This window comes from Lawsonibacter celer (assembly GCF_014281125.1).
Classification (GTDB): Bacteria; Bacillota; Clostridia; order Oscillospirales; family Oscillospiraceae; genus Lawsonibacter_B; species Lawsonibacter_B celer.
The window spans coordinates 419620-438463 of sequence record NZ_JACOEA010000001.1; the positions used below are offsets into that span (position 1 = coordinate 419620).

At 55.7% G+C, this 18844-nt stretch carries 19 protein-coding genes; 8 read left to right on the top strand and 11 right to left on the bottom strand.

Annotated elements, in window-relative coordinates; all coding sequences use genetic code 11:
- Positions 1–73: 73 nt before the first annotated feature.
- Complete coding sequence (locus tag H9Q75_RS02025; RefSeq protein ID WP_243200683.1) at positions 74–715, top strand: VanZ family protein; 642 nt, start codon at positions 74–76, stop codon at positions 713–715.
- Positions 708–2687: an NAD-dependent DNA ligase LigA gene (ligA, locus tag H9Q75_RS02030; protein WP_186564488.1), complete on the top strand. Its 1980-nt coding sequence runs from the start codon at positions 708–710 to the stop codon at positions 2685–2687. The genes H9Q75_RS02025 and ligA overlap by 8 nt, the downstream gene beginning before the upstream one ends.
- A 52-nt stretch (positions 2688–2739) precedes the next feature.
- Here the strand turns inward: ligA and H9Q75_RS02035 are convergent, their stop codons facing one another.
- Complete coding sequence (locus H9Q75_RS02035) at positions 2740–4143, bottom strand: alanine/glycine:cation symporter family protein (protein WP_186564489.1); 1404 nt, start codon at positions 4141–4143, stop codon at positions 2740–2742.
- A 117-nt stretch (positions 4144–4260) separates the two neighbouring features.
- Between H9Q75_RS02035 and yaaA the strand changes: the two genes are divergently transcribed.
- Positions 4261–5025, top strand: a complete 765-nt coding sequence (yaaA, locus tag H9Q75_RS02040) for a peroxide stress protein YaaA (protein WP_186564490.1) — start codon at positions 4261–4263, stop codon at positions 5023–5025.
- Positions 5018–5713 (top strand): DNA alkylation repair protein, encoded by a 696-nt coding sequence (locus H9Q75_RS02045; RefSeq protein ID WP_186564491.1) that lies wholly within the window; start codon positions 5018–5020, stop codon positions 5711–5713. The genes yaaA and H9Q75_RS02045 overlap by 8 nt, the downstream gene beginning before the upstream one ends.
- 97 nt (positions 5714–5810) lie before the next feature.
- On the opposite strand, the gene H9Q75_RS02050 is transcribed toward H9Q75_RS02045, so the two are convergent.
- The 3 genes from H9Q75_RS02050 to H9Q75_RS02060 form a co-directional block, all read right to left on the bottom strand.
- The gene (locus H9Q75_RS02050; RefSeq protein ID WP_186564492.1) at positions 5811–6407 is read right to left on the bottom strand and encodes a manganese catalase family protein; all 597 of its coding nucleotides are present in this window, start codon (positions 6405–6407) and stop codon (positions 5811–5813) included.
- Positions 6407–6817, bottom strand: a complete 411-nt coding sequence (locus H9Q75_RS02055) for a spore coat protein CotJB (protein ID WP_186564493.1) — start codon at positions 6815–6817, stop codon at positions 6407–6409. Before H9Q75_RS02055 ends, H9Q75_RS02050 begins: the two co-directional genes overlap by 1 nt.
- A gap of 256 nt (positions 6818–7073) precedes the next feature.
- Positions 7074–7520 (bottom strand): NanQ anomerase/TabA/YiaL family protein, encoded by a 447-nt coding sequence (locus H9Q75_RS02060; RefSeq protein ID WP_186564494.1) that lies wholly within the window; start codon positions 7518–7520, stop codon positions 7074–7076.
- A 142-nt stretch (positions 7521–7662) separates the two neighbouring features.
- Between H9Q75_RS02060 and H9Q75_RS02065 the strand changes: the two genes are divergently transcribed.
- Together H9Q75_RS02065 and radA are read left to right on the top strand one after the other, a co-directional pair.
- Positions 7663–8385, top strand: coding sequence for an N-acetylmuramoyl-L-alanine amidase (locus H9Q75_RS02065; protein WP_186564495.1), 723 nt, complete (start codon positions 7663–7665; stop codon positions 8383–8385).
- A 6-nt stretch (positions 8386–8391) separates the two neighbouring features.
- Positions 8392–9768, top strand: coding sequence for a DNA repair protein RadA (gene radA / locus H9Q75_RS02070; RefSeq protein WP_186564496.1), 1377 nt, complete (start codon positions 8392–8394; stop codon positions 9766–9768).
- A 4-nt stretch (positions 9769–9772) separates the two neighbouring features.
- Here radA and H9Q75_RS02075 read toward each other — a convergent pair whose 3' ends face one another.
- A complete protein-coding gene (locus tag H9Q75_RS02075; protein ID WP_186564497.1) occupies positions 9773–9946 on the bottom strand; it encodes a hypothetical protein in 174 nt (57 codons plus the stop codon).
- An 82-nt stretch (positions 9947–10028) separates the two neighbouring features.
- On the opposite strand from H9Q75_RS02075, the gene H9Q75_RS02080 reads away from it, so the two are divergent.
- Positions 10029–11012 carry a tyrosine recombinase XerC gene (locus H9Q75_RS02080; RefSeq protein WP_186564498.1) on the top strand — a complete coding sequence of 328 codons (984 nt, stop codon included), beginning with the start codon at positions 10029–10031 and terminating at the stop codon, positions 11010–11012.
- A gap of 14 nt (positions 11013–11026) precedes the next feature.
- Here the strand turns inward: H9Q75_RS02080 and H9Q75_RS02085 are convergent, their stop codons facing one another.
- Both H9Q75_RS02085 and fba read right to left on the bottom strand, forming a co-directional pair.
- The gene (locus H9Q75_RS02085) at positions 11027–11581 is read right to left on the bottom strand and encodes an amidase domain-containing protein (protein ID WP_341480899.1); all 555 of its coding nucleotides are present in this window, start codon (positions 11579–11581) and stop codon (positions 11027–11029) included.
- Positions 11582–11696: 115 nt separating this feature from the next.
- A complete protein-coding gene (fba, locus tag H9Q75_RS02090) occupies positions 11697–12662 on the bottom strand; it encodes a class II fructose-1,6-bisphosphate aldolase (protein ID WP_186564500.1) in 966 nt (321 codons plus the stop codon).
- Positions 12663–12814: 152 nt separating this feature from the next.
- Here fba and H9Q75_RS02095 point away from each other — a divergent pair, with 152 nt between their 5' ends.
- Positions 12815–14050, top strand: a complete 1236-nt coding sequence (locus H9Q75_RS02095) for a 6-phosphofructokinase (RefSeq protein ID WP_186564501.1) — start codon at positions 12815–12817, stop codon at positions 14048–14050.
- 58 nt (positions 14051–14108) lie between these two features.
- On the opposite strand, the gene H9Q75_RS02100 is transcribed toward H9Q75_RS02095, so the two are convergent.
- The 4 genes from H9Q75_RS02100 to H9Q75_RS02115 all read right to left on the bottom strand — a co-directional run bounded on the left by H9Q75_RS02100 (position 14109) and on the right by H9Q75_RS02115 (position 18805).
- The gene (locus H9Q75_RS02100; protein WP_186564502.1) at positions 14109–15095 is read right to left on the bottom strand and encodes an ATP-dependent 6-phosphofructokinase; all 987 of its coding nucleotides are present in this window, start codon (positions 15093–15095) and stop codon (positions 14109–14111) included.
- Between the two features lie 39 nt (positions 15096–15134).
- Entirely contained in the window at positions 15135–16568 is a 1434-nt protein-coding gene (gene purB, locus H9Q75_RS02105) for an adenylosuccinate lyase (protein WP_186564503.1), read from the bottom strand.
- Between the two features lie 95 nt (positions 16569–16663).
- Entirely contained in the window at positions 16664–17854 is a 1191-nt protein-coding gene (locus H9Q75_RS02110; RefSeq protein ID WP_186564504.1) for a pyridoxal phosphate-dependent aminotransferase, read from the bottom strand.
- A gap of 132 nt (positions 17855–17986) precedes the next feature.
- Entirely contained in the window at positions 17987–18805 is an 819-nt protein-coding gene (locus H9Q75_RS02115; RefSeq protein WP_186564505.1) for a type III pantothenate kinase, read from the bottom strand.
- Positions 18806–18844: the final 39 nt, after the last annotated feature.

Here is an 18844-nt window from a genome sequence, read left to right on the forward strand (position 1 = left end):
TTTCTTGTAATTTCCTGTGAATTTGGTATGCTGAGCCTATCAAATGGCATGGGAGGGCGAAACGTTGGATACGATGCTGTTTTATTTGGAGATCACTGGGGACTATCTAAGGCAGATGCTTCCATGCGCCATGGCTGCGGCCCTGATCTTCTGGGCGCTGACGCCCTGGCGTTCAAGGAGGCTGGCGGCGCAGGGATTGCGCAGCGGCCCCTGGCGGGAGGGTGCGCTGCTGTTTCTCCTGCTGTTCTGCGCCGGCTTGGCCGGCCTGACGCTTTTCCCGGCCAATTTTTGGAGCATCTGGCACTGGCGCGCCGCTTTTCAAGGGACGGAGCCCCTTTTTCCCTCGGTTGATTACCGGCTGCAGCTCCAGACCATCCAGCTGATCCCATTTAGGGAGATTTCAGGGGCCCTTTTCGGTCCATGGCGCTTCTTTATGCTGCTGGGCAATGTGGTCATGTTTGTGCCTTTGGGCTTTTTTCCGCCGCTGCTCTGGAGGGGAGCACACTGGTATCGCTCCGTGCTGACGGGCCTATGTGCCAGTACGGGGGTGGAGACCACCCAATTCCTGATTGGCCGGGGCAGCGATGTGGATGATATCATTCTCAACACACTGGGGGCACTGGCTGGGTATGGGCTCTTTCTTCTGCTGCGGAGGCTTGCACCCCGTTTCACCAAAAAATTTAGATGTGTAAAGGCGGAATCCTTGCATGGATGAAAAACAGGAAATTCAGGCTCTGCGCCGGGAATTGGAGCAGGCAAATTATGACTACTATGTGCTGGATGACCCCAAGCTGTCTGACTATGAATTTGACCATAAGCTCCGCCGTCTGGAGGAGCTGGAGGCCGCCCACCCGGAACTGATGACGCCGGACTCTCCCACCCAGCGGGTGGGGGGAAAGGTGGCAGACGGTTTTCAGGAGGTGGTACACCCCGTGCCGCTGGAGAGCCTTCAGGACGTATTTTCCATCGAGGAGCTGAAGGAGTTTGGCCAGCGGGTCAAGGAGGCACTTGGCGAGGCACCGCAGCTGGATGTGGAGCCCAAGGTAGATGGGCTTTCGGTCGCCCTGGAATATGAAAACGGTGTCTTTGTCCGCGGCGCCACTCGGGGTGACGGACGCGTGGGGGAGGATGTGACTGAAAACCTCCGTACCATTCATTCCATTCCCCTGCGTTTGGAGGATGCGCCGGCGCGGCTGATTGTTCGGGGCGAGGTCTATATGCCCAAGAAAAGCTTTGAGCAGCTGAATCAGGAGCGGGAGCTGAGGGGGGAGGCACTCTTTGCAAACCCGCGCAATGCGGCGGCGGGCTCCATGCGGCAGCTGGACCCTAAAATCACAGCCTCCCGAAGGTTGGATATCCTCGTATTTAACATTCAGCTGGCGGAAGGTATGGAGTTCCAGACCCATACGGAGGCCCTGGAATATCTAAAACAAAAGAAATTTAAAGTAATTCCGCATTACAGCTGTAAAACCATGGATGAGGCGGCGGAACGTATTGCCGCCTTTGGGGAAGCGCGTGAGACTTACAGCTTTGATATTGATGGCGCTGTTGTAAAGGTGAATTCCTTGGCAGAGCGGAATGTGCTGGGCAGCACGGCCAAATTCCCCCGCTGGGCGGCGGCGTTCAAATATCCGCCGGAGCAGAAGCCCTCAAAAGTGGTGGACATTGTGGTCCAGGTAGGGCGTACCGGTGTGCTCACGCCCAAAGCGGTGGTGGAGCCGGTACGGCTGGCAGGAACGACCGTGACCAACGCCACCCTCCATAACCAGGATTTTATTACAGAGAAGGATATCCGCATTGGAGACACGGTGCTGGTCCAGAAGGCGGGAGAGATTATCCCGGAGATCGTCTCGGTTTTAAAGGAGAAGCGCCCGGAGGGGACTGTGCCTTATCACCTGCCCGAGGTCTGTCCGGTGTGCGGCGCTCCGGTAGCACGGGATGAGGACGGAGCCCACAGCCGATGCACAGGAGCGGAATGCCCTGCCCAGCGGCTGCGCCATCTGGTGCACTTTGCCTCCCGGGACGCCATGGACATTGAGGGCCTGGGGCCGGCCGTGGTGGAGGCCCTGGTGAACGCGGGGCTGGTGAAGGGGCCCGGGGACCTGTATGGCCTGAATCCACAGGATGTGGCCGGCTTGGAGCGCATGGGCAAGCGTTCGGCGGAAAAACTCATTACCGCGATTGAGAAATCTAAAGGCAACGATCTGTCCCGCCTGCTGTTTGCATTTGGCGTTCGGCAGGTTGGGCAGAAAGCGGGGAAAGTGCTTGCCTCTCGCTTCGGCAGTCTGGACGCTCTGATGGCGGCTACCGAAGAGGAGCTGACCCAGGTTCCGGACATCGGGGCCATTACGGCAAAGAGTATTGCGGAGTGGTTCCAGAACCCCCAGAGCCGGCATCTCATCGAGACCCTGCGGGACGCGGGGGTGAATATGCTCAGCCAGGAGGCCCCAACCGGGGACAAGCTGGCAGGAAAGACGTTTGTGCTGACCGGCACATTGGAGGGATTTACCCGGGACGAGGCTGGCGCCAGAATCGAGGCCCTTGGCGGAAAGGTCTCCGGATCTGTTTCAAAAAAGACCTCTTATGTGGTGGCGGGTGAGGCTGCCGGCTCCAAGCTGAAAAAAGCCAATGAACTGGGAATTCCCGTATTGACGGAGGCGGAATTCTTAGGCCTCCTGGACTCCTGAAACAAAAGGACCTGCGCTTGATCGGATGAGTCAAGTGCAGGTCCTTTTCGTCCTATGGTTCCTTTTTTCGTCTGGCCTTTATCAGACGCTCATACTCCCGCAGGGAGGCCAGCGCCTCCCCGGAGAGCGGGAAAAGGGCAACCATATTAAACAGAGTCATCAGGCCAATTCCCACATCTCCCAGGTCCCATACGAAGGTATAGGCCGCCATACAGCCCACAAAGAGCATGACCAGCGCCAGGAGCTTATAGGCGGTCTGGGACACCCAGTTGTCTCCGCACAGATAGGCAATGTTGGGCCTGGCATAAAAAAGAATTCCGATAAAGGTTGAAAAACTGAAGAGTAGAAGAATGACCGCGATGAAGACGACGCCGAACCGCCCCAGGTGGTACTGCATGGCGGATTGCAGCAGGTCCATTCCAGCCAGGCCCCGAATGGTGTCCGCGGGGGCCAGAAGCATAATCATGGCAGAGCAGCTGCAGATGACAATCGTATCGAGAAAGACACCCAGAGCTTGAAGCAGGCCACCCTTGGCCGGGTGATCCACATCCGCCGCGGCAGCGGCGCAGGGGGCGGAGCCGGAACCGGCCTCATTGGAAAAGAGGCCCCGCTTTACACCGTTCATAATGACAGCGCCGAAGCCGCCCGCCACTGCCTGCCGCAGGCCGAACGCCTCGGAAAAAATCTGGCGAAACATATGGGGAAGCAAGCTTACATTTTTGATGATAATGAACAGCGTAATGAAGAAATAGCAGCCTGCCATGATGGGAACGACCTTGTCCAGCACTTTTACTGTAGCGTTTTTGCGCAGGACGATGACAGAGGAGATTGCCACAAGGACAATGGCAGTGAAGAGCGGTGGAATGTGGAACGCGTTATACAGAGAGGAGGAGACGGAGTTGCCGATCACTTGGCTGATTCCACACCAACAGATGAGGCCGGAGACGGCGAAGAGAACTGCAATGACGCTGTAGCGACGCTTCCTGCGGCTGACCCGAGTCACGAGCGCATGGATAAAATAGGCCGGGCCGCCACGGTAGCCGCCATAGAGCGGGTCTTTCTCCTTATAGATCTGGGCGAGGGTGGACTCAATAAAGGCGGTGGATGAGCCGACCAGGGCGGTGACCCACATCCAAAATACAGCGCCTGCCCCACCGGCGGACACAGCCGCTACAACACCCACTAAATTCCCCATTCCAACCCGGGTTGCGGTGGAGATAATAAAGGTCTGAACGCCAGAAATGCCGTTCTTTTTTCCCGGACGCCTTTCGGTCACCAGCCGAAGCATTTCCGGGAAAAGACGCACCGGAAGAAAGCGGGTCCGGACGGTAAAGAACAGGCCGGCCAGCACCAAGACAATCACCAACAGCGAAAGTCCTAATGTGCCGCCGCCAGGCAGAGGAATGGTGACAAGGTCTCCCCACATAAAGTCATAGATCCCATAAAGCAGCTTCATAAATCTCTCTCCTGAGCAAGTAGCGCAAAATTGAGGTTATACGCCCTTGCATTTTCTTTTTCTTTGGTTTAGAGTAAAATAAACATACAATGCGCAGTTCAGAGGAGATGAGCTCTTTTGCGTATCATTATATCTCCTGCGAAAAAAATGAATATGGATACGGACAGCTTTCCGTTTCGGAATCTGCCCCAGTTCCTGCCTCAGGCAGAACACATTTATGAGCATTTGAAGCAGATGGACTATGGGGCTTTAAAGGCGCTGTGGAACTGCAATAACTCCATCGCCCGGCTGAATGCAGAGCGTCTGTCCACGCTGAACCTGCGACAAAATCTCACGCCGGCCATATTGGCCTATGAGGGTATCCAATACCGCTATATGGCCCCCCATATATTTACGTCCTCAGAGCTGGAATATATTGAAGCGCATCTGCGTATTCTCTCCGGGCTCTATGGCCTGCTGCGCCCCTTTGATGGGGTCATTCCTTATCGTCTGGAGATGCAGGCCAAGCTCCAGATCGGCGATGCGAAAGACCTCTACAGCTACTGGGGCAGCCTTCTTGCCTGCAGGCTTCTGGAGGAAACAGACTGTATTGTCAATCTGGCCTCCAAGGAGTACAGCGTGTGTATCTCCCGCCATTTAACCAGAAATGTGCGCCTTCTTACCTGCGTGTTCGGGGAACGAAGGAACGGCCGGATTGTGGAGAAGGGGACCCTGTGCAAAATGGCCAGGGGAGAGATGGTGCGGTATTTGGCCGAGAGACAGAGCGGGCGCCCTGAGGAAATAAAAGCCTTTGATCGGTTGAATTATCGTTTTGCGTCAGAGGAATCCAGCCGGGACACCTATGTTTTTATCCGTGAAGGGGAGGGCCTGGAACATGAATGAGCGGGATTCAAACCTTCTGTCGCGGCTGTTTGCCCTGCAGGACTTGAACTATAAAGCGTTTCACTGTGCTTTGATACCTACGGTTGACCCCAATGCCGTCATCGGTGTGCGCACGCCGATGCTGCGCGCTCTGGCGAAGGAGTTTGGTCAGACGGCACAGGCAAAGGAGTTCCTCAAACAGCTTCCGCACAAATACTACGAAGAAAACAATCTCCACGGCATGCTGATTTCCTCTATGAAGGATTACGGACAGGCTGTTGCCGCATTGGATTCCTTTTTGCCCTACGTGGATAATTGGGCCACCTGCGACCTGATCCGTCCCAAGATATTTAAAAAACAGCATGCCGAATTACCTCAAAAGGTTCGGATTTGGATGGCGTCCGAGCATACCTATACAGTCCGCTTTGGGATTGAAATGCTTATGAGCTTTTATTTGGATGAGCACTTCCGTCCCAAATATTTGGATTGGGTCTCCTCGGTACGCAGCCAGGAGTACTATGTCAATATGATGATTGCCTGGTATTTTGCAACGGCGCTGGCCAAACAATATGATGCCGCCTTGCCATATTTGGAGGAACAAAGGCTGGATCAATGGACCCACAACAAGACGATCCAAAAAGCGATTGAAAGCTATCGCATCTCTCCGGAGCAGAAGGAACACCTGCGGGGACTGCGGAGAAAGACATGAGAAATGGGCGTGGACATAATCATACCATAGGAGATGCAAAAAGGGAAGCATTGAACAAATAAACAGGCGGAGCAGCTGCTCCGCCTGTCTTTATATCTTATCGGTCTAAAACTGGGTTTGTGAAGTAAACGTTTTTCTGATCCATCTTTTCCTTGGCCAGACGAATGGCCTCGCCGAAGCGCTGGAAATGGACGACCTCTCTCTCTCGGAGGAAGCGGATGACATCGTTTACATCAGGGTCGTCAGACTGGCGCAGGATGTTATCATAGGTGACACGTGCCTTCTGTTCTGCGGCCAAGTCCTCTGTCAGGTCGCAGATGATATCTCCCTTGACGCCGATATAGGCGGCCGTCCAAGGAGAGCCTGCGGCGGCAGTCGGATAGACCCCTGCGCCGTGGTCGGTAAAATACGGAGCAAAATTGCCCATGCGCGGGTCGTCAGGCGAGAGGTTGCGGGTAAGCTGGTGGACAATTGTGCCGATCATTTCCAGATGGCCCAGCTCCTCGGTGCCGATATCGGTCAGGAGCCCCTTTAACTCGGGGTAAGGCATGGCATAGCGCTGACTCAGATATCGCAGGGACGCGCCGAGCTCGCCGTCTGGGCCACCGTACTGGCTGATGATCCAGGAGGCCAGCTGTGGGTTGGTATTCTTTATTTTTACAGGATACTGCAGCTTCTTTTCATAGACAAACATCAGCGTTCCACTCCTTCCCGATAATTCCAGGGCCATGGATCGGCAAGCCACGCGCCCCAGGTTTTGCTGTTGGCAGTGGCGGTCTGGAACAGAGGCCCGTGGGCCGCCTCATATTTGGAGCGGGCCTCGCGCTCTAAGGCCGCATACTGTTTATATAGTTCGAAGGCTTCGGCATCGCCCTGGTGTGTGTCCAGATAGAGCCCCAGCTCCAGCAATACAAATTCCAGGGCTTGGAGCTCAGCCAAAGGGCCATTTACCACATTTCTGGCCTCTGCCTTCAGATGGAAGGGCAGATTTAGGCCGGGAAAGAGGGTGCCATTGTTTAAAGCGTCTTGCTGAGAATAGCGTTTGGAGCCAGTCTGCTGGAAGGGAACAAAGGGCACCGCCAAGGGTGCACATTCCGGCAACATACCACAGGCATCTCCACAGGAGGCCGGCGGAGTTGGACGATCTGCTTCAGGATACAAATTGAATTCCTCCTTAGGACAGTTTAGGAAGGGGGGAGCAGCGACGGGGAAGCCTGCCGTCCCTTCCCTCCATTCTATGAGTCGGCCAGAAAAAGCGAAACCGCCCACATTAGCCCGTAATTTGGGCAATGCGGCGGTTCCGCGCTATTTACACATATGATCCAGGGATTAACGGCACTTTGCTGCAAAAGGGGAAGATTCACAATTTTACTTTTACCACTAGCCGTGTAACCGGAGCGGGTGTCCCTATGGCCACACGCGGGGCGTGAAGATCTTGAGGCCAAACAATGTAAAAGGTTCCAGGCCGAATGGTTATGGCGTCCCAAGGCGCCTGAAAGAGCTGTATATCCGGCTGATAATCGCCCAGCGGAAGCGCCGGACCGTCTAACACATAGCCAAGGGCCTCCGTGCCTTTGGCTATGTACTGGATATCCGCGTAATCTCTGTGTGCTTCCAGCTTGCAGTCATCCGGAGGAAGGGTGTCAACCTGAAACATGGTAGCATATACAAAATCTCCGTCGATCTCTACACGCTCTCCGGAGATCAGCTCATCCGGGTTTGCCACTGCAAGCCATTCCAACGCGGCGCGAAAGCGTTTTCCTAACCCATAGTAGCGTTCTGCGTTTTCGATGCAATCGATTACCATAATTTTGCCCCCTCATTATTGCTTTTTCCTATGGTAACGCCAAATCCGGAAAAACACAAGAAAAATCGGCACTGTCCAGGGCGCTGTGATTGTGGTATAATCCTAGCATACCCCTCATAGGGTGCACGGAGGGGGAATGCAGATGAAGCGGAAAGTTTTGAGCTGGCTTCTCGTGGCCGCATTGGCTTTGATGACTGGGTATTATCTCCTGCCCGGAAGTGTCAGGAATACACAGCCTGTCTTTCAGCCCGTGCGCTGCGCAGGGTATCAGCTCATCATTGACGCAGGGCATGGCGGAGAGGACGGCGGAGCCGTCTCCCTGACCGGTGTGCCGGAGAGCGGAATTAACCTGTCCATTGCCCTGAAGCTGGACGCGCTGCTGGGACTGTATGGAGCAGCGCCCACGCTGCTTCGGACGGAGGATATCTCCCTGCACGACGACAGCGCTTCCACACTGCGGGAGAAAAAAGTGTCAGACCTGCATAACCGGGTGGATCGGATTGAACGCACGGAAAACGCGGTGCTCATCAGCATTCACCAGAACACCTACCAAAGTTCCAAATACCATGGCGCACAGGTGTTTTACAGCAACGGGGAGCTCAGCCTTCCACTGGCACAGCTGACCCAGGAGTTGCTGCGCCAGGCGCTGGATCCGGAAAACAAGCGGGTGCCGGCTAAAATCCCGGATACAGTGTACCTCATGAACCACATCTCCTGTCCGGCGATTCTTGTGGAGTGCGGGTTCCTGTCCAATCCGGAGGAGGAGGCGTTGCTGCGCTCAGACTCCTATCAGCGGAAGATTGCCGCCGCTCTGGCGGCCGCGTGGCTGCAATACCAAGGAATTGAGATAAACGGGGAGGCATAGCCTCAAATGAAGGCGAAAACAGTGTTTTTTTGTACAGAATGCGGGAATGAGACGCCCAAATGGGCAGGGCAGTGCCCGGCATGCCGGGCGTGGAACACCCTGGTGGAATCCCCGGCGGAGTCGAAGCAGAAAAAAAAGGCTGCGGCTGCCCCCGCCTCCAGCGGGCTGCGCCGCTCCGCCGGAAACCGCCCGCGGCCGATGGGGGAGGTGGAAACCACCCACGAACTCCGCTTTGAGACCGGTATGAACGAGCTGGATCGGGTTCTGGGCGGGGGAGCGGTCAAGGGATCGCTGGTACTGGTGGGCGGTGCGCCAGGCATTGGAAAATCCACCTTAATGCTGCAGATCTGTGACCATTTAAGCCGCTTTGCCACAGTGCTGTATGTATCCGGCGAGGAATCCGAACGTCAGATCAAGCTGCGGGCAGAGCGTCTGCATGTGCGCAGCCAGGGTCTCTATTTGCTGGCGGAAACCAACCTTGGGGATCTTGTAGAGTCTGTCAATGAGCTCAAGCCGGACATCCTGATCGTAGACTCCATTCAGACCATGTACAACGAGGAGCTGAGCGCCGCACCCGGGAGCATTGCCCAGGTAAAGGACTGCACCATGGCGCTGATGCAATTGGCAAAAGGGCAGGGGATTACGGTCTTCGTAGTCGGGCACGTCAATAAGGAGGGCTCGATTGCCGGGCCAAAGGTGCTGGAGCATATGGTGGACTGTGTACTCTATTTTGAGGGGGAGCGGCAAAACTCCTACCGGATCCTGCGGGCCGCAAAGAACCGTTTTGGCGCAACCAATGAAATCGGCGTGTTTGATATGGGGGACGACGGGCTGGCTGAAGTGCCCAATCCTTCGGAAACTCTGCTCTCCGGACGGCCTCAGGATACGCCGGGAACCTGCGTCACCTGCGTAATGGAGGGAGTGCGGCCTGTGCTGGCAGAGGTCCAGGCGCTGCTGGCGCCCACCAGCTTCAATGTACCCAGGCGGACCTCAAACGGCTTTGACTATAACCGGGTCAACATGCTGCTGGCGGTGCTGGAGAAGCGGGGAGGGCTGATGGTCAGTTCCTGCGATGCCTATGTGAATGTCATCGGCGGCCTGTTTTTGGACGAACCGGCCGCTGATCTGGCGCTGATGATTACGCTGGCTTCCAGCTTCAGGGACAAGCCCGTGCCAGGGGATCTGGCGGCAATCGGCGAGGTCGGCCTGACTGGGGAGCTGCGCTCAGTCAGCGCACTGGGGCAGCGCCTGTCGGAGGTGCGGCGACTGGGGTTTACCAAATGCCTGCTCCCGAGCCGAAACAGCGATAAGCTGGTCGAACCGGACGGCTTACAGCTCATTAAGGTGCGAAACGTCCGCGAAGCGCTCTCGGCAATCCTTTAAAGAGTCAATTTTCACCGGAATCTGCGGAGATGGCATGGTTTGCAGCGGAAATTCTGCGCGGCACAAAATGCACGCAGGACTCCTGTTCGCTGGGCAGTCCGCGCGACGCGGCGCGTTCGAGAGAACAGTAGCCGTCCTGCTGATAGACGCAGTTGCTGGTACAGGCAATGAGACTCATCCAAATCAACTCCAGGCCAGAATAAATTGAGGGAGGTGCATCCAACTCAACAAAATAAAAATTTTGTTGAGTTGGAGGGAGGTTGAACGAAAGAAAAAGCAATTACTACGGAGAATCTCCCCAGATTCTCCGGGACTTTTTGTCTTACCACGAGACCATTCAGGCGCATTCCCCCAAAACAGTGGATGAATACTTCTTGGATCTGCGCACCTTTTTTCGGTTTTTAAAGCTGGAAAAAGGCCTTGTGCCCCGCACGGCGGAATTCAGCGAAATCTCCATTCTGGATGTGGACATCGCCCTGGTGGGTTCTGTGACGCTGACCGATGTGTACTCCTTTATGAATTATTTGAGCCGCGACCGTGGCCTCGGCCCGGCGGCCCGCGCCCGGAAAATTGCCGCGATCCGATCGTTCTATAAGTATCTCACTCATAAAGCAAAATTACTCGCAGAGAATCCCATGCAGGACCTGGATGCTCCGCATCTGAAAAAAACACTGCCCCGCTATTTGGACCTAGACCAAAGCATTCACCTCCTGGAGAGCATTGACGGCAGAAACCGTGAGCGGGATTACTGCATTTTAACTCTATTTTTAAACTGCGGAGTTCGAATTTCTGAGCTGGTGGGATTAAATCTAACAGATGTTCGGGGCGATCAGCTGCGCGTGCTGGGAAAAGGCAATAAAGAACGGATTCTCTTTCTCAACGACGCCTGCCGACAGGCGCTGGACGACTGGCTGGCAGTCCGCCCGTCTACTGCGGCAGCGGACAAAAACGCGCTGTTTCTTACCCGCAGGCACACCCGTATGACAACTGACGCGGTCCACTACATGGTAAAGCAGCGGCTGAAAAGAGCTGGGCTGGATGCCTCGCAGTATTCCAGCCATAAGCTGCGGCACACAGCTGCGACACTGATGCTGCAAAACGGCGTGGACGTGCGGACACTTCAAGAGGTACTGGGGCATGAGCACCTGAATACCACACAGATTTATACCCATGTGGACAACGAAAACCTGCGCTCGGCTGCAAAGGCCAACCCTTTGTCTAAGATGAAGGCACCGAAAAAATAAAATCGCCCGGGACCTTAAAAGCGGAAAGGTCCCGGGCGATTATTTTCAGACTCCGACGGACGACGTTCCGGCGGGTAGGCCCCCAGAACGTGCAGGAAACGGATTTCCTGAAAGAAATAGGTACTCAGCGGCCGGTAATCAGCGTCGTAAGAGTGTGCGGCGATGAGCGTGTTCTCCAGAGTGGGCGGATCGCCGATCTCCACAATAATAGGTGTATGGCCAAATACTTCCTTTTGAAAACGGAATTGGGCAAAATCGCCTGGCTCCAGCTGCTCCAGGGCTGCGACCATCCCAAAAGGTCCTGGATTTGTCTCCGGTCTGGTGAGGAAACGGTAGAAATACTCCACGCCAGTCCAAGCAGGCGCTTTCTGATTTGGGTCAATATAATACCAGCCGTACGTGGGCGTAAAATTCATTACACCGGTGCCTGCATAAAGACACTGCGAAGCAAAATTGGTGCAGTCTCCGCCGATCTCCTCATAATCAAAAAAGGCCGGGTTGCGGCTGTAAGCCCACTGATGGGCATAGGCTACAGCTGCGGCGCGATCATATGGAATGATATCCGGGATAGAGCCTCCCCCCTCTCCACCACAGTCTATTCCGCGGGGGCAAAAGGTGTGAAGCATAAAAGACGGGGGCATGCAATTCAGGCTGCATGCCCCCGCGAGGTCTCTCATTTGAAAATTAAGCTTTACCGGCACAGCCCAGAACATCAATCAGCTTATGCTTGACCAATTCTTTGATGTTGGCGCGGGCGGGCTTGAGATACTCGCGCGGATCAAATTTGTCTGGGTGCTCAGCGAAGAACTTGCGGATGGTTCCAGTCATGGCCAGGCGCAGATCAGAGTCAATATTGATCTTGCACACGGACATGGAAGCGGCTTTGCGCAGTTCATCCTCGGGGATGCCGACCGCATCGGGCATCTTGCCGCCGTTCTCATTGATCATCTTTACAAACTCCTGGGGCACGGAAGAAGAGCCGTGGAGCACGATGGGGAAACCAGGCAGACGCTTGGAGACCTCCTCCAGTACGTCGAAACGCAGAGGGGGCGGAACCAGAACGCCCTTCTCATTGCGGGTACACTGGTCGGGGGTAAACTTGTAGGCGCCATGGCTGGTGCCGATGGCGATGGCCAGGGAATCGCAGCCGGTCTTGGCGACAAATTCCTCCACCTCTTCGGGGCGGGTATAGGAGGAATCCTCGGCGGAGACCTTCACATCGTCCTCTACGCCGGCCAGGGTGCCCAGCTCAGCTTCGACCACAACACCATGGTCATGGGCATACTCCACAACTTTTTTGGTCAACTCAATATTTTCCGCAAAGGGTTTGGAGCTGGCGTCAATCATGACGGAGGTAAAGCCACCGTCCACGCAGGATTTGCACAGCTCAAACGAATCACCATGGTCCAGATGCAGACAGATCGGCAGGCCGGTCTCAATAATCGCGGCCTCTACCAGCTTCATCAGATAGGTATGGTTAGCATAAGCACGGGCTCCCTTGGAAACCTGGAGGATCAGAGGAGCGTTGACCTCCTTAGCAGCCTCGGTAATTCCCTGCACGATCTCCATGTTGTTGACGTTGAACGCGCCGATAGCGTATCCACCGTCATAGGCCTTTTGGAACATTTCCTTCGTTGTAACCAGCGGCATATGACTCATCTCCTTTTTTAATGGCTTAATAATTTTACCAGTTATCATTGCGAAATGCAATAGGATGTGGTATTGTATTTAAGCAAATCTTTAAACATTTTTTGAAGCTTGTGTAAAAATTAAAGAGAATCTTACGGGAGGCACAAAAAATCATGAGTGAGTTAAAAGGCGCATGTATTATCGGTCAGTCCGGCGGTCCGACTGCGGTCATCAATGCCAGTGCGCTGGGCGTGATCCGCACCGCACTGGATACCGACTGCATCACCCGAGTCCTGGGCGCGGCCAATGGGATCAAAGGCGTACTGGCGGACAAGCTCTATGTGATGGATGAGGAAGACGCTGAGGAGCTGGAACTGCTGAAGTACACCCCCTCCTCCGCCCTGGGTTCCTGCCGGTATAAGCTGGCGGACCCGGATACAGACGACACCGATTACAAGCGGATTCTGGAGGTTTTCCGGAAGCACGACGTGCGCTATTTCTTCTACAATGGCGGCAACGATTCCATGGATACCTGCAATAAGATCTCCAAGTATATGCAGAAGGTAGGCTATGAATGCCGCATTATGGGCGTGCCCAAGACCATTGACAACGACCTGAACGGTACGGACCACTGCCCGGGCTTTGGCTCCGCCGCGAAGTTCATCGCGACCACCTGCATGGAGGTGCATCGGGACGCCCATGTATATGACACCGGCATGGTGACGATTATGGAGATTATGGGGCGCCACGCCGGCTGGCTGGCTGGCTCCGCCGCTCTGGCGACCTGGGCCGGCTATGGCCCGGACCTGATCTATCTGCCGGAGACCGACTTTGATTTGACCGATTTTCTGGAGGATGTCCACCGGGTATACGACAAGACTGGAAAATGCATGGTAGCCGTGTCCGAGGGCATTCACCGTGCCGACGGTACCTTTATTTCCGAGGCAAAGACTTCGGCCACCGACGGCTTTGGCCATGCCCAGCTGGGCGGACTGGCGGCCATGTTGGCTGAGGCGGTCAAGCTGGAGACCGGCGCTAAGGTGCGCGGAATTGAACTGTCGCTGCTGCAGCGCTGCGGCTCCCATGTAGCATCCAAGACCGATATCGACGAGGCCTTTCTGGCGGGTAAGGCTGCAGTTGAGGCCGCAGTATCCGGAGTCACGGATAAGATGGTGGCGTTCCGCTGTACCCGCGAGGGCGGCTACCGGTGCGAGACGATCCTGGAGCCCCTGGATATTGTGGCAAACTTCGAGAAGAAGGTGCCCCGCGAGTGGATCAACGCGGTGGGCAACGGTGTGGAGCAGCCTTTTATCGACTACGTTCTCCCTCTGATCCAGGGTGAACCGGATGCGCCGAAGCACAGCGCTCTCCCCCGCTTTGCCAAGCTGAAAAAGATTTTGGCCGAATAATCCAATATAGGAAAAGAGGCGGAGTGCAGAAATTTCTGCACTCCGCCTCTTCCTTTTATTACTTTACGCCGGTCAGCGCCCGCATGACCGTGTAGGTCTGGGGATCAAGGCCTTTTTTCATATTCAGTGCCTCGGTAATATCATAGTTGACATATTCGTCTCCCTGGAGGGCCACAACGCGGCACCGCTTGCCTTCCGCCAGCAGACGAACCGCCTCATAGCCCATATAGGTGGCGGCAATACGGTCCCGTGCGGTGGGAGCGCCGCCCCGCTGTACATGTCCCAAGATTGTAACGCGCGGGTCCATTGCCGTGGCCTCGGTAATCCGTTTGGCCACCTCGTAGGCACCGCCCTGAACTCCTTCGGCCACAATAATCATGAAATGGGTGCGTCCAGCCAGGCGGGCGCGCCGAATGGGCTCTATCACATCTGCCTCAAAGTCAATGGGTTGCTCAGGGACCAGCACCGCCGTGGCGCCGCAGGCCACGCCTACATTCAGCGCAACATGGCCAGCATGGCGGCCCATGACCTCCACAACAGAGCAGCGCTCATGGGACTGCATTGTGTCACGTAGCTTGTCGATGCATTCCAACGCTGTGTTGCAGGCGGAGTCAAAGCCGATGGTATAGGTGGAGCAGGCAATATCATTGTCAATGGTACCCGGAATGCCGATGACAGACAGCCCCTGCTGCGCCAGGCAGAGAAGGCCGCGAAACGTGCCGTCTCCCCCGATGCCTACAAGCGCGTCCAGCCCCAGCAGCTTGCAGGTGGCCCCGGCCCGCTCCTGCCCCTGCTTTGCCTTGAAGTCCTCGCTGCGGGCGGAATAGAGCATGGTGCCGCCGCGACGGGACAGGCCGCTGACGCTCTCAAAATTCAAGGGCATGAAATCGCCGTTAATCAGGCCGTGATAGCCGCGGCGGATGCCAATGCATTCAATTCCCATGTGCAGACAGGTACGTACAACGGAACGAATCGCGGCATTCATACCGGGGGCATCTCCCCCGCTGGTAAAAACACCGATTCGCTGTACAGCGGGCTTTTCCATAGGACAGTCCTCCTTTTTCAATTCCAAGACAATGCCGGGTCAGACCTTCAGTTCGGTCTCCTGCCCGGACAAAGCACTTGCATACTGTTCCAGCACCGGGGCCACACACGCGCGGAGGAATTCCTCCACCTGCTCTGGGCAGCGGCCGATGTAACGGCTGGGCTCCAGGTGAGCCGTCAGCTCCTCCCGGCTCATACCAAAAAGCGGATCCCCTGCGATCAGATCAATCAGATTATTCGGCAGGCCTCTATCCTTTACATTACTGCCCGCCTCCTGGGAGAGCACCCGGATGCGCTCGTGTAGCTCCTGGCGGTTTCCTCCCCGCTTGACCGCGTCCATCATAATGTTCTCAGTGGCCATAAAGGGCAGCTCCTCAAGAATATGGCGCTGAATGACCTTTTCGTGAACCACAAGGTTGGCCGCTACATTGGCATAGATATTCAGGATCGCATCCACTGCCAAGAATGCCTCCGGAACGGAAATGCGCTTATTGGCGGAGTCGTCCAGAGTGCGCTCAAACCACTGAGTGGCGGCGGTAACCGCGGGATTCATCGCGTCCGCCATTACATAGCGGGACAGCGCGCAGATGCGCTCACAGCGCATGGGATTGCGCTTATAGGGCATAGCGGAGGAGCCGATCTGGTTTTTTTCAAAGGGCTCTTCCACCTCCTTGAGATGGCAGAGCAGACGGATGTCGTTGGCAAACTTGCTGGCAGACTGCGCAATGCCGGACAGAGTGCCCAAAATGGCAGCGTCCACCTTGCGGGAGTAGGTCTGACCGCTGACAGGGACAGTGGCCGCAAAGCCCATTTCCTTTGCGATTTTTTGGTCCAGCTTGCGACACTTGTCGTGATCGCCCTCAAAGAGTTCCAGGAAGCTGGCCTGGGTGCCCGTGGTCCCCTTGGAGCCAAGCAACTTCAGACCGCGTATGCGATACTCCACCTCATCCAGATCCATGAGAAGCTCATTCATCCACAGGGTGGCACGCTTGCCCACCGTGACCAGCTGAGCCGGCTGAAAGTGCGTAAAGCCAAGGGTCGGTAAGGCTTTATACTTGTCAGAAAAGGCAGCTAGATGCCCCAGCACCCGCACCAACTTATCCCGCACCAGGAGCAATGCCTCCCGCATAAGGATCAAATCGGTATTGTCCCCCACATAACAGCTGGTGGCGCCCAGGTGGATAATGGGCATCGCCTTCGGACAGGAGTCCCCAAAGGTGTGCACATGGGCCATCACATCGTGGCGGAGCTTGCGCTCATAGTCGGCAGCCTTCTCATAGTCGATGTCATCCAAATGGGTTTCCATCTCATCGATCTGTTCCTGGGTGATGGGCAGGCCAAGTTCCATTTCAGCCCGGGCTAAAGCAACCCACAGACGGCGCCAGGTAGAGAATTTTTTGTCCGGAGAGAAAATAAACTGCATCTCGTCGCTGGCATAGCGGGAGGAGAGCGGACTCTCATAACGGTTGTTCATGGGAGCAGACCTCTTTTACTTCAAATTTCCCTTTTAGAATACCATAGAAGGAGCGGGGAGACAAGTTACAATGTCTCTCCCGCCCTTTTTTCGGTTTAGTTTGCCAGGAACCGCTCCAGCCGGTCCAGGCCTTCTCGGATCTGATCCATGGAGGTTGCATAGGACCAGCGTACAAAGCTCGGGCTGCCGAAGCCGGAGCAGGGCACCACCGCCACCAGGCCCTTTTTCAGGAACAGGTCGGCAAATACGTCCCCGTCCGTAATCGTGACTCCGTGCAGGGTCTTGCCTAACAACTGTTCAATATTCATCATTACATAAAAAGCCCCCTGCGGCTTGATACAGCTGATCCCCGGAATCTGGTTCATTCGCTCTACAATATAGTTGCGGCGGGCCTCAAAGGCCTGACGCATCTGCTCCACCTCGTCCTGAGGGCCGGAGAGCGCGGCCAGGGCGGCCTTTTGGGAGATGGCACAGGGAGAGCCGGTGGAGTGGCTGAGATAGTTGGCGATTACTTTGGCGATCTTATCGTTGGCGCAGGCATAGCCGATGCGCCAGCCGGTCATGGCGTAGGATTTGGATACACCGTTAATGAGGATGCAGCGCTCCTTGATCCCATCTCCCAGGCTGGGCAGGCTGACAAATTCCGCGCCGTCATAAACCAGACTATAATAAATCTCGTCGTCAATCACATAGAGGTCATATTTGACGCACACGTCTGCAACGGCTTTCAACTCCTCCCTTCCATACATCATCCCCGTGGGGTTGGATGGGTTGTTGAGAATAACCGCCTTGGTGCGCGGGGTGACTGACGCCTCCAGCCGTTCCGGCGTAATCTTGAAGTGCTCTGCCTCACCGGCAGTCAGCAAAACGGGCACGCCGCCTGCCATCTTAATCAGCTCATAATAGCTCACCCAGGACGGCGCGGGCAGAATAATCTCGTCGCCGGGATTGATCAGCGCCCTTAAAGCCGCGTATACCGCATGTTTTGCACCGCTGGTCACCACCACCTGATTGGGCTGATAGGATACCTGGCAGTCCGCCTGCAGGCGGTCACACACGGCCTGACGCAGCTCCAGTGTGCCGCCCGCAGGGGTGTAGCGGGTAAAGTTCTGTTCAATAGCCGTAATGCCGGCCGCTTTGATGTGGTCGGGTGTATGAAAATCGGGCTCACCGGCCCCAAAACCAATTACATCAATCCCATCTGCCTTCATCTGCTTGAATAGGGAATCAATGGCCATCGTTGTGGAAGCCTGCACAGCTTCTGCAATCCTGGATAACTCTTTCATCTCTATCTCCTCCGAGTCAACTTTATGACATATTATATGCTTTGACTTGCAGAAATGCAAGCACTTATTCTAAAAAATTCCTTTTAAATGAATAGGGAGAGTCCAACAGATGCAAAACCAGGGCGCCCGAACTCACATCGGGCGCCCTGTGCCGTTTTCACTTTTCCGCCGCTTGGCCGTGTTCTTTTGGTAAAGCAGGTATAGCCCGTCCATGACCAGATCACGGTCATAGACAATATCATGGCGGCAGTGACTCAGGTAACGCATGGCGTTTCCGCCCGTGGCCACAATGGTAACTGGTTCGCCAATCTGAGATTCCACCCGGTCAATCATCCCATCTACCATGCTGGCGTGTCCGTAGACAATGCCAGATCGCATAGCGTCCTCCGTCGTTCGGCCCAGCAGACTGAGGGGGGCGCCGCCCTCCACGGCAATGGCAATGTGGGGCAGCTCCGCGGCCCGTTCCGACAGGGCCTCCAGCCCCAAAACGGCCCCGGGCATAATGATGCAGCCCTCATATACCTGACCACAAATAAGAGACATGGAGGTGGCGGTTCCGGTATCAATGACCAGCACCGGGCTGGGGTATTTTGAAATGGCCGCGACCGATTCTGCGACAATGTCGCTGCCCAATTGACTGTGAATCTCCGAACGGATGTTGAGCCCGGTCTTGAGCCCGGGGCCCACCACCAGGGGACGCTTCCCGGTGAGCATGGAGATGGCCTCGGTCATCGTAGCGGTCAGCGGGGGCACCACGCTGGAAAGGATCGCGCCGCTGATGCGTTTGCTGTCCGCCTGATAGAGGCTGAACACACCCAAAAGGTCGATGGCGCACTGATCCCGGGTCCTTTCCCGATCGGTCCCCAGCGAGGAGAGAAAGCTCAGCTTCCCCGCTGTGTCAAACAGGCCCACCGTGGTGTTGGAGTTGCCCACATCTACCGCAAGAATCATATTGCACCCACCCCTTTCACATCTGAAAACCATTGTATC

Coding starts and splice junctions, on each gene's coding strand:
- H9Q75_RS02025 (WP_243200683.1), top strand. CDS start 74: ATGCTGTTTTATTTGGAGATCACTGGGGACTATCTAAGGCAGATGCTT.
- ligA (WP_186564488.1), top strand. CDS start 708: ATGGATGAAAAACAGGAAATTCAGGCTCTGCGCCGGGAATTGGAGCAG.
- H9Q75_RS02035 (WP_186564489.1), bottom strand. CDS start 4,143: ATGAAGCTGCTTTATGGGATCTATGACTTTATGTGGGGAGACCTTGTC.
- H9Q75_RS02045 (WP_186564491.1), top strand. CDS start 5,018: ATGAATGAGCGGGATTCAAACCTTCTGTCGCGGCTGTTTGCCCTGCAG.
- H9Q75_RS02050 (WP_186564492.1), bottom strand. CDS start 6,407: ATGTTTGTCTATGAAAAGAAGCTGCAGTATCCTGTAAAAATAAAGAAT.
- H9Q75_RS02055 (WP_186564493.1), bottom strand. CDS start 6,817: ATGTTGCCGGAATGTGCACCCTTGGCGGTGCCCTTTGTTCCCTTCCAG.
- H9Q75_RS02060 (WP_186564494.1), bottom strand. CDS start 7,520: ATGGTAATCGATTGCATCGAAAACGCAGAACGCTACTATGGGTTAGGA.
- H9Q75_RS02065 (WP_186564495.1), top strand. CDS start 7,663: ATGAAGCGGAAAGTTTTGAGCTGGCTTCTCGTGGCCGCATTGGCTTTG.
- radA (WP_186564496.1), top strand. CDS start 8,392: ATGAAGGCGAAAACAGTGTTTTTTTGTACAGAATGCGGGAATGAGACG.
- H9Q75_RS02075 (WP_186564497.1), bottom strand. CDS start 9,946: ATGAGTCTCATTGCCTGTACCAGCAACTGCGTCTATCAGCAGGACGGC.
- fba (WP_186564500.1), bottom strand. CDS start 12,662: ATGCCGCTGGTTACAACGAAGGAAATGTTCCAAAAGGCCTATGACGGT.
- H9Q75_RS02095 (WP_186564501.1), top strand. CDS start 12,815: ATGAGTGAGTTAAAAGGCGCATGTATTATCGGTCAGTCCGGCGGTCCG.
- H9Q75_RS02100 (WP_186564502.1), bottom strand. CDS start 15,095: ATGGAAAAGCCCGCTGTACAGCGAATCGGTGTTTTTACCAGCGGGGGA.
- purB (WP_186564503.1), bottom strand. CDS start 16,568: ATGAACAACCGTTATGAGAGTCCGCTCTCCTCCCGCTATGCCAGCGAC.
- H9Q75_RS02110 (WP_186564504.1), bottom strand. CDS start 17,854: ATGAAAGAGTTATCCAGGATTGCAGAAGCTGTGCAGGCTTCCACAACG.
- H9Q75_RS02115 (WP_186564505.1), bottom strand. CDS start 18,805: ATGATTCTTGCGGTAGATGTGGGCAACTCCAACACCACGGTGGGCCTG.